The sequence below is a fragment of the Streptomyces sp. VRA16 Mangrove soil genome (assembly GCF_017377775.1).
Classification (GTDB): domain Bacteria; phylum Actinomycetota; class Actinomycetes; order Streptomycetales; family Streptomycetaceae; genus Streptomyces.
Map to the genome: position 1 here is coordinate 151,534 of NZ_JAFVLN010000002.1, position 14,253 is coordinate 165,786.

11 protein-coding genes are annotated in these 14,253 nt (G+C 71.7%); 2 read left to right on the plus strand and 9 right to left on the minus strand.

Features of this window, described 5'->3' with window-relative positions; all coding sequences use genetic code 11:
* Window positions 1-277: 277 nt before the first annotated feature.
* Window positions 278-2,443, plus strand: a complete 2,166-nt coding sequence (locus J3486_RS06585; RefSeq protein WP_207819090.1) for a DEAD/DEAH box helicase — start codon at window positions 278-280, stop codon at window positions 2,441-2,443.
* 37 nt (window positions 2,444-2,480) lie between these two features.
* Here the strand turns inward: J3486_RS06585 and J3486_RS06590 are convergent, their stop codons facing one another.
* Window positions 2,481-3,017: a hypothetical protein gene (locus tag J3486_RS06590; RefSeq protein ID WP_207819091.1), complete on the minus strand. Its 537-nt coding sequence runs from the start codon at window positions 3,015-3,017 to the stop codon at window positions 2,481-2,483.
* Window positions 3,018-3,391: 374 nt separating this feature from the next.
* Between J3486_RS06590 and J3486_RS06595 the strand changes: the two genes are divergently transcribed.
* The gene (locus J3486_RS06595) at window positions 3,392-4,180 is read left to right on the plus strand and encodes a helix-turn-helix transcriptional regulator (protein WP_207819092.1); all 789 of its coding nucleotides are present in this window, start codon (window positions 3,392-3,394) and stop codon (window positions 4,178-4,180) included.
* Between the two features lie 41 nt (window positions 4,181-4,221).
* Here J3486_RS06595 and J3486_RS06600 read toward each other — a convergent pair whose 3' ends face one another.
* From J3486_RS06600 to J3486_RS06635, 8 genes are all read right to left on the minus strand, one after another.
* Entirely contained in the window at window positions 4,222-5,268 is a 1,047-nt protein-coding gene (locus tag J3486_RS06600; protein WP_307804712.1) for a non-reducing end alpha-L-arabinofuranosidase family hydrolase, read from the minus strand.
* 4 nt (window positions 5,269-5,272) lie between these two features.
* On the minus strand, window positions 5,273-6,364 hold the full coding sequence (locus J3486_RS06605; RefSeq protein WP_207819094.1) for an endo-1,4-beta-xylanase: 1,092 nt from the start codon (window positions 6,362-6,364) through the stop codon (window positions 5,273-5,275).
* A gap of 109 nt (window positions 6,365-6,473) precedes the next feature.
* Window positions 6,474-8,696, minus strand: a complete 2,223-nt coding sequence (locus J3486_RS06610; protein WP_207819095.1) for a glycoside hydrolase family 3 N-terminal domain-containing protein — start codon at window positions 8,694-8,696, stop codon at window positions 6,474-6,476.
* 52 nt (window positions 8,697-8,748) lie between these two features.
* Window positions 8,749-9,594: a carbohydrate ABC transporter permease gene (locus J3486_RS06615; protein WP_207819096.1), complete on the minus strand. Its 846-nt coding sequence runs from the start codon at window positions 9,592-9,594 to the stop codon at window positions 8,749-8,751.
* Window positions 9,591-10,580, minus strand: a complete 990-nt coding sequence (locus tag J3486_RS06620; RefSeq protein WP_207819097.1) for a carbohydrate ABC transporter permease — start codon at window positions 10,578-10,580, stop codon at window positions 9,591-9,593. The genes J3486_RS06615 and J3486_RS06620 overlap by 4 nt, the downstream gene beginning before the upstream one ends.
* Window positions 10,581-10,586: 6 nt before the next feature.
* On the minus strand, window positions 10,587-11,885 hold the full coding sequence (locus J3486_RS06625) for an extracellular solute-binding protein (RefSeq protein ID WP_207819098.1): 1,299 nt from the start codon (window positions 11,883-11,885) through the stop codon (window positions 10,587-10,589).
* Between the two features lie 126 nt (window positions 11,886-12,011).
* A complete protein-coding gene (locus J3486_RS06630) occupies window positions 12,012-13,070 on the minus strand; it encodes a LacI family DNA-binding transcriptional regulator (protein ID WP_307804713.1) in 1,059 nt (352 codons plus the stop codon).
* 80 nt (window positions 13,071-13,150) lie between these two features.
* A complete protein-coding gene (locus J3486_RS06635; RefSeq protein WP_207819100.1) occupies window positions 13,151-14,176 on the minus strand; it encodes an acetylxylan esterase in 1,026 nt (341 codons plus the stop codon).
* Between the last annotated feature and the right edge of the window lie 77 nt (window positions 14,177-14,253).

Consider the following 14,253-nt stretch of genomic DNA (forward strand, 5'->3'; position numbering starts at 1 on the left):
GATCAGCGGGTCGAGCGCCGCGTTGCCGCGCGCGTGCCCGGTACGGCCCAGAGAGAAGCTGCCGTCGGTGGCGTCGCCCCGATCGTCGTGGAGCGGTTGATCAGGGTTCCGTCGTCGCCCTCCCCCGGGCCGGCCCGGGGCGCAGGCCGAGCCGGGCGGGGGCCCGCCCTCGTGCGGGATACGCCTCGCCGCGCCCCCGGCGTCAGAAAGAGCCTGTCGAGGGCGTGCGGGCAGGCGAGAATGCGGTGACCGGAGCCGGAGGAAGGGGCAGGACCGGATGGGGCGCGGTGAGCGGGAGGCGGTCGCGGGCGGTGCGCGGCTGCACGCGGCGGCGCGGTCGCTGGTCGAGGATCACGAGCGGGCGGTGCGGGCCGCGCGGGAGGCGCTGGCGCCGCTGCTCGACGCCGAGGTGGCGCAGACGCTCGACGCCATGCCCGTGGCCCGGCTCCAGGAGGCGACCGAGGGGCGGCTGCGGCTCGACCCGGTGGAGGGCAGCGGGCTGCGCACGGTGCGGCAGGTGCTGGACGCGGGTCCCGGGCGGCTCCAGCAGATTCCCGGCGTGGGGCGGGTGACGTCGGCCCAGCTGCTCGGCGCGGCGCGGAGGCTGGCGGACGCGGTGCGGGACAGCGCGCCCGTGCACATCGACGTGGACCGCCCCGAGCCGCGCACGACGGCGCTCGTCGCCGCGCTGCACGTACTGGTGGCGGCGGGCCCCGACGCCCGGCGGGCGGTGGCGACGGCGGGCACCCTCGACCGGCGGCTCGGCCCGCTCCTGGCGGCGGCCGGGCCCGCCACCGGACGGCTGCGGATGCTGGTCGCGGGGCGGGACGGACGAGCGCGGGCCCTGGAGGCGGTGGCACAGGTGCGCTCCGTCGTGGACGAGGCGGCGCGGGCCGGCACCGGGGAACTGCTCGCCCAGGCGTCCGTGGACCTGCTGCGCGGGCCCGCGTCCGACGCCGCGGCCTGGGTGGACTTCGAGCTGCGCGCCGCCGAGTACTACGGGGTGCTCAGCGAGCTGTCGGGGCAGGCGCCCGACACGGCGGCCGCCGAGGGGTTCCTGCCCGCGGAGATCGCCGACGGGGTACGGGCGCAGCAGCTGACCGACGCGGGCCTGCGGGTGTCGCTGCGCGGCTATCAGGCGTTCGGCGCCCGCTTCGTGCTCGCCCGGCGCCGGGCGATGCTCGGCGACGAGATGGGGCTCGGCAAGACCGTGCAGGCCATCGCCGTGCTGACCCATCTGGCCGCCGAGGGGCACAGCCACTTCCTGGTCGTGTGCCCGGCCGGGGTGCTCGTCAACTGGACGCGGGAGGTAGAGACCCGCAGCACGCTGCGGGTCGTGCCGCTGCACGGGCCGGGCCGCCACGACGCGTTCGCCGACTGGAAGGGGCGCGGCGGTGTCGCCGTCACCACCTTCGACGCGTTGCGCGGTTTTCCCCTGCCGGGTGGCGGCGAGCTTGGCCTGTTCGTCGTCGACGAGGCGCACGCGGTGAAGAACCCGCGGACCCTGCGCGCGCGGGCGGTCGCCGCGTGGGCGGAGCGCTGCGAGCGGGTGCTCCTGATGACCGGGACCCCGATGGAGAACCGGGTGACGGAGTTCCGCAGCCTGGTGCGGATGCTGGACGGGGACCTCGCGGACCGGCTGGACACGGAGCCGGGGCTCGCCGGGTCCGTGGCCTTCCGCACGGCGGTGGCTCCCGTCTATCTGCGCCGCAACCAGGACGACGTGCTGACCGAGCTTCCCAGCCTTCAGCACACCGACGAATGGGAGGAGTTGAGCCCGGCGGACCTGCGGGCGTATCACGACGCGGTGGCCGCGGGGAACTTCATGGCGATGCGCCGCGCCGCCTACGCGCGCCCCGAGCGGTCCGCCAAGCTGCGGCGGCTGCGCGACCTCGTCGCGGAGGCGGGCGAGAACGGGATGAAGGTGATGGTCTTCTCGTACTTCCGCGACGTCCTGGAGGCGGTGCACACGGGGCTCGACGCCGAACCCCGCGCGGGCGGCCCGGTGTTCGGGCCGCTCACCGGGGCCGTGCCACCGGTGCGCAGACAGGGCCTCGTCGACGCGTTCACTGCCGCGTCCGGGCCCGCCGTCCTGGTGGCGCAGATCCAGGCCGCGGGCATCGGCCTCAACATCCAGGCCGCGTCGGTGGTGATCCTGTGCGAGCCGCAGATCAAGCCGACGCTGGAGCATCAGGCCGTGGCGCGGGCCCACCGGATCGGGCAGGTCAGGACGGTGCGGGTGCACCGGCTGCTCGCGCCGGGCGGGGTGGACGAGCGGCTGGTGCGGATCCTCACGGACAAGGACCGGCTCTTCGACGCGTACGCCCGGCGCAGCGTCGCGGCGGAGGCGAGCCCGGACGCGTACGACGTCTCCGACACGGAACTGGCCCGCCGGATCGTCGAGGAGGAACGGGCCCGCCTCGGGGTGGCCGACGCCACCTGAGCGGGTCGCGGGAAGGCCCCCCTTCCCCCCGACCCGCTCAGCGCGCGGGGGACGCCGAGAAGGCGTGGCGCTGGTAGCCGTTGCCGTGATGGCGCCAGTCCAGGGCCAGGCTGCCGTGCGCGGCGGCGCGGCCGCGGCCCACATGGGCGGTGACCACCGGGGTGCGGTAGGAGCCGTTGTGGTTGCCCCAGAAGTTGTCGCCGTTCTCCAGGCGGCCCTTGATGCCATGGAAGGAGGCCGACCTGAGGACACTGCGGCCGCGCTGGACGCGCACCGTGAAGTAGGCGTCGTTGAAGAAGTCCTCCTTGAACCCGGCGGCCGGACCGTCCCAGGACACCTTGGCGTAGGCGTGCACCTTCGCTCCCGAGCGTGCGGCGCACAGGGTGACCGTGACGTCCCAGTTGTCGGCCCAGGGGCCGGAGTAGGAGGGTGTGTCGATGGATCTGCTGCTGGTGGCGCAGCGGTATGCCGGGGCGGCGTCCGGGGCCCGGCCGGGACCGGCGGCTGCGGCGGCAGGGGAAGCGAGCAGGGCGGCGGCGAGGGACGGGACGAGGGCACGACGCAGCAGGGACATGGGGGCCTTTCCGTGGATCCGGGGGTGTGTGGCCCCCAGGGACTCGTGACGGTTCGCTGCGTTGATGTGTCACTGGGCGGGGCTGCGACGATGCCCCCGCGCGTCATCGATCACCCGTTCGGGCGGCGGCCCGACGTGCGGAGCCGTCCCGTTCACCCTCCGTCGCCGTACGCCACCACCGCGCACTCCGGCGCGTGAACGGCCACCGCCAACGGCCCAGTTCACACCCCGCTCCCCGAACGGCCGTACTGTCGGAGCCTCTTACGGGTGATAACCGCAGGTGATCGTGAACCTCCCCCGCACGGGTCCGCATCATCACCCATGTCCGCATCCGCACCACCTGCCCGATCGGCACCGCAGACAAGGGGGAACCCATGGCATGCGACCTGGGTCTCGGCACCACGCACAGTGACGACGTCCGCAGCACTCAGCTGAGCGGCCTGTTGACAGCACGGAGACAGGCGCTCGGCCTGACCGCTGAGCAGGCGGCCCGCGCCACCGGACTGCCGGAGCACCGGTACGCCGCCCTGGAGCGCGGCGCGGGACACGACATCGGCCTGGACGGGCTCAGGGCCGTCGCGGGCGGTCTGGGCCTGACCGGACGGCTGCGTGAAACCTTCCTGCTGCTCGCGGCGGAGCCGGGCGTCTCCCCGTACGACCTCGTCGAACGGCGCAGGCCCACCGTCGAGGAGCTCGCGCACATCGACCTGATGGACCCGAACTCGGCACTGATCACGGACCACGCGTGGAACGTGCTGGCGGCGAACGCGTCGGTGGCCCGGCTCTTCGCCGACCCCGCCAGAACCCCCCGCCGCGACCGCAACCTGGTGCTGTGGCTGCTCACCGAGGACGCCGAGCGGCGCTTCGCCGACATCGGCGAGGTGCGTGCCGACGCCGTCGCCCGGGTCCGCTCGGCCCTCGCCCACATCCCGGCCGACGACCGGCTGCAGGCGCTGGCGGGGCGGATCACCGCGGATCCGCTGGGCGCCCGGCTGTGGCGCGCCCGCTCGCCCCGGCTGCCCTCGCAGGCGTACGCGCGCCGGCTGCGGCATCCGCTGTACGGCGAGGCGTCGGTGCTGGTGACGACGTCGCGGCTGCCCGGCGGGCTGCACCTGGTCGTGCACCACGCGGCGCATCTGATCCAGAGCACCGCGCAGCGCTGAGGCGCGACGCCGGTGGACGTCGCGCCTCAGGTCCCGCCGGTTCAGCAGGCCGCGTTGGTCTGCGTCAACAGGCCCAGACGGTACGGCAGTTGGGAGTAGTCGCCGGAGGCCGCCGGATCGAGTCCCTGGTAGAGGAAGCGGATCCGGCACGGATCGAGCTGCATGGTCTGGTCGATGCCGTCGCGGACCAGTTCACCGTGGCTGATGTCCTTGGTCCAGGCCGTGCCGTCCGCGAAGGTCACATTGGTCGACCGGGCGAACGGGTTGTCCTCGGTGTCGGCGTACGCCGTCCACGACCCGTCCAGACCCTCCGAGGTCCAGGACCGGAAGTAGCGGCGGCCGTCGCTGCCGATGGCCTCGTTCAGGAGCAGGTAGCGGTCCGATCCCTTGAGCTTGTAGACGTTGCTCGCCTCGAAGAGCGAGAACTTGCTGTCCTGCAGCACGATCTTCGTGTTGCCGAAGCCCTCGGGGAACTGCTTGACGGTGGTCTCCGACCGATACAGGTGACCGTTGTCGTCGGAGGAGAACAGGTAGCACTTCTCCTCGTCGCAGACCGTCCAGAAGTCGACCCAGTAGCCGTTGCCGATGTTGTCCTTGATGATCTGCGGCATGGCGTCCTGGAAGTTCTTCGGGGCGCTCCAGGACGTCGGGTCGTCGATGTTCTTCGTCGTCGAGTACGACGGCACGCCCGTCTGGTAGACGAGGTACCAGGTCTTCTCCGGCGCGAAGTAGAAGATCTGCGGCGCCGCCCGGTACCCCTTGCCGATGGCCGTGGTGTCCAGCGGCGTCTGGTGCGCGCTGCCCGCCTGCGACCAGTCGGTGAAGCTCATCTGCACCAGGCTCCAGCCGCCCGAGGTGTCGGCGGTGGTGGCGAAGACGTACCACTTGCCCTTGTACCGGACGACCGACGGGTCCTTGACGGAGACGACGGGGTGGGTGGCGTCGGGCTGCGGGGCGATCAGCGGGCCGCTGGACGACCACTGGAGCGTGGCCGGCAGGGCGCTGCCGCCCGCGGAGGCGGTGGCGGTGGCGCCGAGCGCGAGCAGCACCGCAGCGACGACCGCGAGCAGGACTCTGCGACTGCGCACCGGCTCAGTCCTTCTTCGCGGCGGCGGCCTTGGCGAGCGCGTCGTGGATCGCGTCGTAGGCCGGCTTGTGGGCGAGGTTCTCGTCCCACGGCAGTGCGGCGCCCTCACCGGGGAAGACCGACGGAATCCACGAGTGCCGGTCGGTGTAGCCCCACACCGTGATGCCGACGCACCGCTTCACGGTGAGACAGGCGTCGGTGACCCGCCCGTACCAGTCGGCCTGCTCGGCCAGCTTGGCGGCGTCCGACGGCAGCAGCATCCGGATGTCGAGCTCGGTGATGGCGACATCGACACCGAGGTCGGCGAAGCGCTGGATGTTCTCCTGGAGCCGGTCGGGGAACCCGTACTGGAGCGCCAGGTGCGCCTGCATGCCGAAGCCGTCGATCGGGGCGCCCTCGGCCTTCAGCTGCTTGATCAGCTTGTAGTAGGCGTCGGACTTCGGGCCGATGGCCTCGACGTTGTAGTCGTTCAGGTACAGCTTGACCCGGGGGTCGGCGGCGCGGGCCCAGCGCAGGGCGTCGGCGATGTAGGACGGGCCGATCGTCTTGTAGAAGATGTTCTCCCGGTACGTGCCGTCCTCGTTCATGATCTCGTTGGCGACGTCCCAGGCGAAGACCTTGCCCTTGTAGTGCTTGACCACGTGCGTGATGTGGTTCTTGAGGATCGAGCGCAGTTCGTCGGCGGTCCAGGTGCCGGAGGTCAGCCAGCTGGGCAGCTGGTTGTGCCACAGCAGGGTGTGGCCGCGGACCTTCATACCGTTCGACTGCGCGAACTTGACGATCTCGTCGCCCGCGGTGAAGTCGAAGACGCCGCGCTGCGGTTCGGTGGCGTACCACTTCATGCCGTTGCCCGGCGTGGTCTGGCCGAACTCGCTGCCGAGGATCTTGGCGAAGTCGGTGTCGGCGAGCTCCGGGTTGTCGACCGCCGCGCCGAAGTAGCGGCCGGTCTTGTGTGCCAGCTGGTCGAGCGTGGCCGTCTCGGGCCGGTGGGCGGAGGCCGCGTCCGCGGCGGGGGCGGCGGCCAGGCCGAGCATGAGCGCCACCGAGGCGGCGAGTGCCGCGGTTCTGACACGGGGGCGGAGTACGGTCGTGCGCATGGTGCGTCTCCTCAACAGGTGTGCGGGGATGAGCGGTTGACCTTGCGCTGTGCTGTGGGTGCTGCTCGGCACGGGCCGGCTCGGGACAGGACCGGCCCGTGCCGTCGTGCTACTTCACGCGCATCTCGCACCGCATCCGGCGCTCGTGCCCGACCTGGCGCACCGGACCCGTGAGGGTGAGCGGCACGGTGTGGTGGACGCGTTCGGCGGAAGCGGCGATGCGCAGTTCGAGGGCGCCGGGTTCGACGGCCCGGCGGCCGTCGGCGCCGGTGTACGCGGCGAGGTCGGCCGGGAAGGTGAGGTGCACCTCGGCCGAGGCCCCGGCGTCGAGCGGCACCCGGGCGTACCCGACGAGACGGACGTCGGGCAGGGCGACGGTGCCGACCGGGTCGTGGAGGTAGAGCTGGACGACCTCGGTGCCGGCCCGGTCGCCGGTGTTGCGGACGGTGAGCCGCAGCGCGGTCTCGCCGTCGGTCGGGAACTCGGGGCTCTCGCACTGCGGCGCGCCCCACTCGAAGGATGTGTAGGAGAGGCCGTGCCCGAACGGGTAGAGGGGCGTCGGGTCGACGGTGCTGGCGCCGTTGTGGCGGCCGAGCGGTGGGGCGAGGTACGGCGCGGGCAGGCCGCCGCGCTCGCGCGGTACGCCGACGGGAAGCCGCCCGGACGGCTCGACGCGGCCGGTCAGCACACCGGCGACGGCGCCGCCGCCCTCCTGGCCGGGGAAGAAGGCCTGCACGACGGCGGCGGCCCGGTCCGCCCAGCGGCCGAGCGCGTAGGGGCGGCCGCTGAGCACGACGACGACGGTCGGCGTGCCGGTGTCGAACACGGCGTCGAGCAAGTCGCCCTGGCCATAGGGCAGTTCGAGGTCCTCGGCGTCGCAGCCCTCACCCGACGAGCCGCGTCCGAACAGGCCGGAGCGGTCACCGACGACGGCGAGACAGAGGTCCGCCTCCGCGGGGTCGTCGATGAACTCGGCGCCGGGCAGCTCGGCGCGCAGCGCCTCGGCGAGGGTCGGCACCTCGACCCCCGCGGGGAGTTCGGGGTGGTGGACGCCGACGTGCCGGGGGAACGTGTAGCAGCCGAGCATCGCGGCCTGCTCGTCGGCGAGCGGCCCGACGAGAGCGACGCGCGTGACATCGGTCAGCGGCAGCACGCCGGAGTCGTTGGCGAGCACCACGACCGACTCCTCGGCGACCTGCCGGGCCAGCTCCCGCATGTGCGGCGGGTCGAGGTCGACGGGGGTGTCACCGGCCGTCGGCTCCCAGTCCGGGTCGAGCAGCCCCAGTTCGCACTTCTGCGTGAGGACGCGTAGTGCGGCCCGGTCGAGGAGTTCCTCGGGCAGCCGGTCGGCGATGTCGATGCAACGGGCGGCGGGGAGCTCCACGTCGACGCCGGCCGCGAGCCCGATCCGCGCGGCGTCCGCCGGCGACGCGGCGACCCGGTGGTTGGACTCCAGGAACGAGAAGGCGAAGTAGTCGGAGACGACGGTGCCGCCGAACCCCCATTCCTCGCGCAGCAGCCGGGTGAGCAGCTCGGTGTGGGCGTGGCCCGGGACACCGTCGATGTCGTTGTAGGACGGCATCACGGAGCGGGCGCCGCCGTCGCGGATCGCCATCTCGAACGGCGGCAGGATCACGTCGGCCAGTTCCCGCGGGCCGATCGAGGCGGGCGCGTGGTTACGGGCGGCGCGGGAGGCGGAGTACGCGGCGAAGTGCTTGAGGGTGGCGACGATCCCGGCGGCCTCCAGGCCGCGCACGTAGGCGGTGCCGATGGTGCCGACCAGGTACGGGTCCTCGCCGATGGCCTCCTCGGTGCGGCCCCAGCGCGGGTCCCGTACGACGTCGAGGACGGGGGCGAGGCCCTGGTGGATGCCGACGGTGCGCATCGACGTACCGATCGCCTCCGCCATCTCCGTGACCAGCTCGGGGTCGAAGGTGGCGCCCCAGGCGAGCGGGGTCGGGAAGACGGTGGCCTGCCAGGCGGTGAACCCGGTCAGGCACTCCTCGTGGGCGAGCGCGGGCAGCTCGAACCGGTTGCCCGCGCGGACGGTGCGCTGCAGTTCGGCCAGGCGGGCGGCGCCCTCGGCGGGGTCGACGGGGACGGTGCCGAAGGGACGGGTCAGCTGTCCGATCCCGTGCGGCAGCAGCCCCTCCAGGTGCGCACTGCGGTTGGCGTAGACATGCTGGCCGGGCGCGACCTCGGCGCTCTCGCCCTCGGTGCCGAGCCAGACGCTGGACAGCTGGGCGGTCTTCTCCTCGGTGGTCATCCGGGCGAGCAGGTCGGCCGCCCGGAGAGGGGCGGGGAGAGTGGTGTCCTGCCAAGGCTGGACCATGGAACTCCTCAAGTGCGGGAAGAACGGGGGTGGGTGGCGGGCGACGGCGCTGTCAGCCCTTGGTCGCGCCCATCGTGATGCCGCCGATCAGCTGCCGTTCCGCGACCGCGTAGAAACCGAGTGCGGGGACCATGGCGAGCACCAGGTAGGCGAAGACCCGGGCGATGTCGGTGGCGTACTGCCCCTGGAACTGCTGGACACCGACGGGGATCGTCCACCAGGTGGGTTCGCTGAACACGAGCAGCGGCAGCAGGAAGTTGTTCCAGCTGGCGACCACGGCGAGGACGGAGACGGTGCCGAGGGCGGGGCGCGCCATCGGCAGCAGGATCCGCCAGAAGAAGCCGAACGGGGAGCAGCCGTCGAGGGTGGCCGCCTCCTCCAGCTCGCCCGGTATCTCCCGGAAGAAGCCGCGCAGGATGACGATGGTCATGGGCAGGCCGAACGCGGCCTGCGGCAGGATCACGCCCCACGGGTTGTCGAGCAGCCCGAAGGTGCGCAGCAGGATGAACAGCGGCAGGATCGCCACGGCGAACGGGAACATCAGGCCGACGGTGAAGACCGTGAAGAGCAACTCCCGGCCCCGGAAGGCGAACCGGGCGAGCGCGAAGGCCGCGAGCGCGGCCGTGCCGACGGTGAGCACCGTGGTGGCGACGGCGATCAGCGTCGACGAGCCGAGCATGCGCCAGAAGGAACCGGACCGAAGGATGTCCGTGTAGTTCGACACGTTCCACGGCGAGGGCAGCCCGAAGGGGTTCTGGGACATCTGGGCGGTGGACTTGAAGCCGGAGATCAGCGCGTACAGGAGCGGGGTGACCATGACCACGCCGACCACCCACACGATGACGTACAGCGGTGTGGAACGCAGCCGGCGGCGGGCGGTGTGACTGAGGCCGCTCATCGGTTACCTCGCATGTTCGTGAGGGCGCCTTCGGTGTCGCGGCGCAGCACGAACCGCTGGTAGGCGAGGGCGAAGACCAGGCTGATGAGGAACATCGCGATGCTGATCGCGCTGGCATAGCCGATCTGGTAGCGCTTGAAGCCGTACTGGATCATCGTGACGGCCATGGTCTCGGAGTGGTGGTCGGGGCCGCCCGCGGTGGTGACCCACACCAGGTCGAAGAGCTGGATGGCGCCGATCACGGAGAGGAAGACGCTCATCCGGATGGTGGGGCCGAGCAGCGGCAGCGTCACGTGGCGGAAGCGCTCCCAGGCGCTCGCGCCGTCGATCCGGGCCGCCTCGTGCAACTCCACGGGGATGCCCTGCAGTCCGGCCAGGTAGAGCATCATGTGGAAGCCGAAGTACTTCCACATCATGACCAGGAACAGGGTGGGCAGCACCCACTTCTGGTCGGCGAACCAGAGACCGCCGAGGCTGTCGAGACCGACGGCGCCGAGCACCCGGTCGGCGAGCCCGTCGTCCGGCGCGAAGATCATGGAGAACAGGACGCCGGTGATGACCTCGGACAGCACGTACGGGGCGAAGAACAGCATCCGGTAGAAGGCCCGGCCGCGCAGTTTCTGGTTGAGCAGCACGGCCATGGCGAGCGCGAACGGAAGCTGCAGCCCGACGGAGGCCAGCACCAGGAGCAGTCCGCGCCACAGGTCGCCGAGGAAGACCGGGTCGTCCAGCAGCTTGGTGTAGTTGTCGACGCCGGCGAAGTCCGAAGGGGAGCCGAAGCCACCCCAGTTGAAGAAGCTGACGTACAGCGCGTAGAGCATCGGCGCGAGCACGAGGAGGCCGAACAGGACGAGTGCGGGCACCGTGAACGCGAAGGCGGTGAACCATTCGCGCACACGGCGTGCCAGCGGGCGCCCGATGGGCTGCGGAGCTTCCGGCACCTTGGCGAGCGCGGTGCCGGAGTCGTGGATCTGGGTCGTGGTCATGGTGATCTACGCGCTCTTGGCGACCTGGGTGATGGAGCGCGCGACCTGCTCGGGCGACTTGGCACCGGCGATGAGGGCGGCGACGGAGTCGTTGATCTCCTGGCCGACGGCGGGCGGGTAGGCCTGGTCCAGGTAGAGCTGGAAGCCGGTCGCCTTGCCGAGCATGTCGGAGACCATCTTGAGGTTGGGGTCGGTGAGCGCGCTGGTGGCGTCCTTCACGACGGGCATCATCTGCGCCTTCTCCACGAGGAGGCGGTCGTTCTCGGCGGACATGAACCACTTGAGGAAGTCCACGGCCTCCTTCGGCGCGCCCTTGCGCACCGCGTAGCCGCCGCCTCCGCCGAACGCGTCGGTGCCGGAGCCCTTGCCGCCCGCCACCTCGGGGAAGGCGAAGAAGCCGAGGTCCTTGCCGATGCCCTTGCCCGCGTCGGCCTGGGTGACCGGCGCCCACTGGCCCATGAGCTCCATCGCGGCCTTGCCGTTGCCCATGGTGGCGGCCTCACCGGTCGGGCTGGAGTACGCGGCTCCGAGGAAGCCCTTCTGGAAGGGCTCCAGGGCGACCAGCTCCTTGAGGTGCTCACCGGCCTTGATGAAGGCGTCTCCGGTGAAGTCCTTGGCGTCGGCGGCCTTCTGCATGCCCTCGACACCGGCGATGCGGGTCGCGAGGTACGCCCAGTAGTACATGCCGGGCCACTTCTCCTTGCCGGCGAGGGCGATGGGGGTGATCCCGGCGGACTTCAGCTTCTTGATCGCGTCGAGGTAGTCGGCCCAGGTGGCGGGCGGGGTGGAGATGCCCGCCTTCTTGAAGAGCGCCTTGTTGTACCAGAAGCCGACGGCGCCGATGTCGATCGGCACCGCGTACATCTTGTCGTCGAACTTGTACGCCTCCAGCGAGGCGGGCACCATCGCGTCGGTCACCGGCTTGATGGACTCGGTGAGGTCCTCCACGAGGCCCGCGTCGATCTGCTGCTTGAGGACGCCGCCGCCCCAGGTGTGGTAGATGTCCGGCAGCTTCCCCGAGCTGGTGACCGCCGTCATCTTCGACTTGAACGCCTCGTTCTCCAGCGCCACGAGCTTGATCCGCACCTTGGGGTGCGCGGCCTCGTACGCCTTCGCCCGCTCGGGCCAGATGGTCTTGGACGGCGCGGTGGTCTGGATGTGCCACCACTCGATGACCGTCCGGCCCGAACTGTCCGTTCCACCACCGGAATCGGACCCGCCACAGGCGGTGAGGGCAACGGCACCGATACCGGCCGCTGAGGCGGCGCTCAGGAACCGACGGCGGGAGAACTCGGAGGCTGACATGGCGCACCTTCCGGAAGTGATCCGAAAATTATCGGGGAACGGCCACGGAAGTTACGGGCATGCGACGGGGGTGTCAACGCCCTTAACAAAAAGAGACGTTGACACCCCCGAAGCGGAATGTCCCGGTCAGACCGTGCGCGGCACCGCCGTACTGGCCCTGACCACGAGTTCCGTCGCCAGCTCGACGCGCGGCGAGGCCGGCTCGACGGAGCGCGCGAGGTCCAGCACGGAACGGGCCGCCAACTTGCCCATGTCGGCGAGAGGCTGTCTGACCGTGGTGAGCGGCGGGGACGACCAGCGGACCTCCGGAAGGTCGTCGAAGCCGACGACGCTCATGTCCTCGGGCACCCGGAGCCCGCGCCGGCGCAGCGCCTCGATCGCGCCGAGCGCCATCTGGTCGCTGGAGGCGAAGATCGCGGTCGGCGCTTCGTCCAGATCGAGCAGGTGGTTGGCGCCCGTGAACCCGGACTCGTGATAGAAGTCCCCGGGCACGATCAGGGTGTCGTCCACCGCGACCCCCGCGGCGTCGAGCGCGGCCCGGTAGCCGTCGAGCCTGGCCCGCGAGCACAGCAGTCGGGGCGGGCCCTCGATGAACCCGATCCGCCGGTGGCCGAGGCCCAGCAGGTGCTCGGTCGCGGCCATCCCGCCCGCCCAGTTGGTGGCACCCACGGTGGGCGCCATCAGGGCGGGGCCACCCGCCGGGTCGATGACCACCAGCGGCACACCGAGGCGTCGCAGTTCGTCATGGAGCCCCTGTTCGAGAACGGAGGTCACCAGGATCACGCCGTCCGAGGCGCGGGCCCGCAGATTCGTCATCCATTGATGTGCGTCACCGGCCCGGTCGTGGATCGCGGAGACGACCGTACCCACGCCCTGTTCGTGGGCGATCTCCTCCACGCCCCGGATGATCTCGACCGCCCAGGGGCTGTCGAGATCGTTGAAGACCAGGTCGAGCAGGGCCGCCCGGTCCCCCGGCGAGGTCTGGCGGCGTCGGTAACCGTGCCGGTGCAGCAGATCCTCCACCCGCGCCCGGGTCGCGGGCGAGACGTCCGAGCGTCCGTTGACGACCCGCGAGACGGTGGGGACGGACACCCCGGCCTCCCGCGCGATCTCGGTGATCGTCACCTTGGCCGGCCCGTCCGGGCTCTGCGTGGCTGTCTTGGCCTTGCCGCCATCCCGGGCCACGTTCCCCACCTCCGTCACCATGCGCTTCACGTGCGCCCGAAAGATCTCCGGACACCTTCCGGAAACCGTAGAACATGCCGTCAACCATCCGACCGGCGACCCGGCCGCACGTCCGGCCGGTCGAACGTACCGTGCAACCAGTCGAGTTGGCGGCGCACGTGCACGGCGTCGCCCCCTTCATGGTGATTGAAGGGGTATGCGTGGATCTCGCGATCGGGTCCGGGGTCCGCCAGCTCGCCGTAGCGGTTGAACGCGGCGTACGCCCCGCTCGGCGGGCACACCGTGTCGCGCAGCCCGACGCCGAAGTGGGCCGGGGCGTGCGCGCGCCGGGCGAAGGAGATCCCCTCGACGTACGAGAGCGTGCGGTACGCGGCCGTCTCGGCGCCCCGGTGCACGGCGAGATAGGCGGCGACCTCGCCGTAGGGGCCGTCGTCGGTGAGGTCGAGGGCGCGCCGGATGCCGCACAGCAGCGGGGCGCTGACCAGCACGGCGGCCAGGTCCGGGACGAGTCCGGCGACGGCGAGGGCCACTCCCCCGCCCTGGCTGTTGCCGACGGCTGCCACCCGGTCCGGGGCGACGCCGGGCAGGGCGCGCAGTGCGGCGACCGCGCACACGGCGTCGGTGATCAGCCGCCGGTAGTGGTGGTCGTGCGGGTCGAGGATGCCGCGCACGATGGCGCCGGGCCCCCCGGGGGCGCTCGCGTGCGGGTCGGGGGTGGCGCCGCCGCTGCCGTACTGGTCGCCCTGGCCGCGGTTGTCCATGAGCAGATGCGCGTATCCGGCGTTGGCCCAGGTGAGCCGCTCGTGCGGCAGGCCGCGGCCACGGCCGTACCCGGCGAACTCGACGACGCCGGGCAGCAGTTCACCGTCCGTGCCCGCGGGCCGGGTGTACCAGGCGCGGACCGGGTCGCCGGCGAAGCCGCGGAACGTCACGTCCCACGTCTCGACGAGCCGCAGGCCGCTGTCGGCCCGTTCGGCGCTCACGACCGGTCGCGGATGCGCGGCGGCCTTCAGGGTGGTCTGCCAGAACGCGTCGAAGTCGGCCGGTTCCGCGAGCGGCGGTCGGTGGCGTTTCAGCTGGTCGAGGGGGAGATCAAAGGCGGGCACGGACACCTCACAGGGGTCTGGGGGGCCAACTCCCGTGTGCGCGGCACCCATTGACAGGGGTCGGGAGCGGCTTTAGG

What these genes read in the sequence shown, in the direction of transcription:
- J3486_RS06595 (WP_207819092.1), top strand. Translation starts at nt 3,392, where the DNA reads ATGGCATGCGACCTGGGTCTCGGCACCACGCACAGTGACGACGTCCGC.
- J3486_RS06585 (WP_207819090.1), top strand. Translation starts at nt 278, where the DNA reads ATGGGGCGCGGTGAGCGGGAGGCGGTCGCGGGCGGTGCGCGGCTGCAC.
- J3486_RS06610 (WP_207819095.1), bottom strand. Translation starts at nt 8,696, where the DNA reads ATGGTCCAGCCTTGGCAGGACACCACTCTCCCCGCCCCTCTCCGGGCG.
- J3486_RS06615 (WP_207819096.1), bottom strand. Translation starts at nt 9,594, where the DNA reads ATGAGCGGCCTCAGTCACACCGCCCGCCGCCGGCTGCGTTCCACACCG.
- J3486_RS06625 (WP_207819098.1), bottom strand. Translation starts at nt 11,885, where the DNA reads ATGTCAGCCTCCGAGTTCTCCCGCCGTCGGTTCCTGAGCGCCGCCTCA.
- J3486_RS06620 (WP_207819097.1), bottom strand. Translation starts at nt 10,580, where the DNA reads ATGACCACGACCCAGATCCACGACTCCGGCACCGCGCTCGCCAAGGTG.
- J3486_RS06590 (WP_207819091.1), bottom strand. Translation starts at nt 3,017, where the DNA reads ATGTCCCTGCTGCGTCGTGCCCTCGTCCCGTCCCTCGCCGCCGCCCTG.
- J3486_RS06605 (WP_207819094.1), bottom strand. Translation starts at nt 6,364, where the DNA reads ATGCGCACGACCGTACTCCGCCCCCGTGTCAGAACCGCGGCACTCGCC.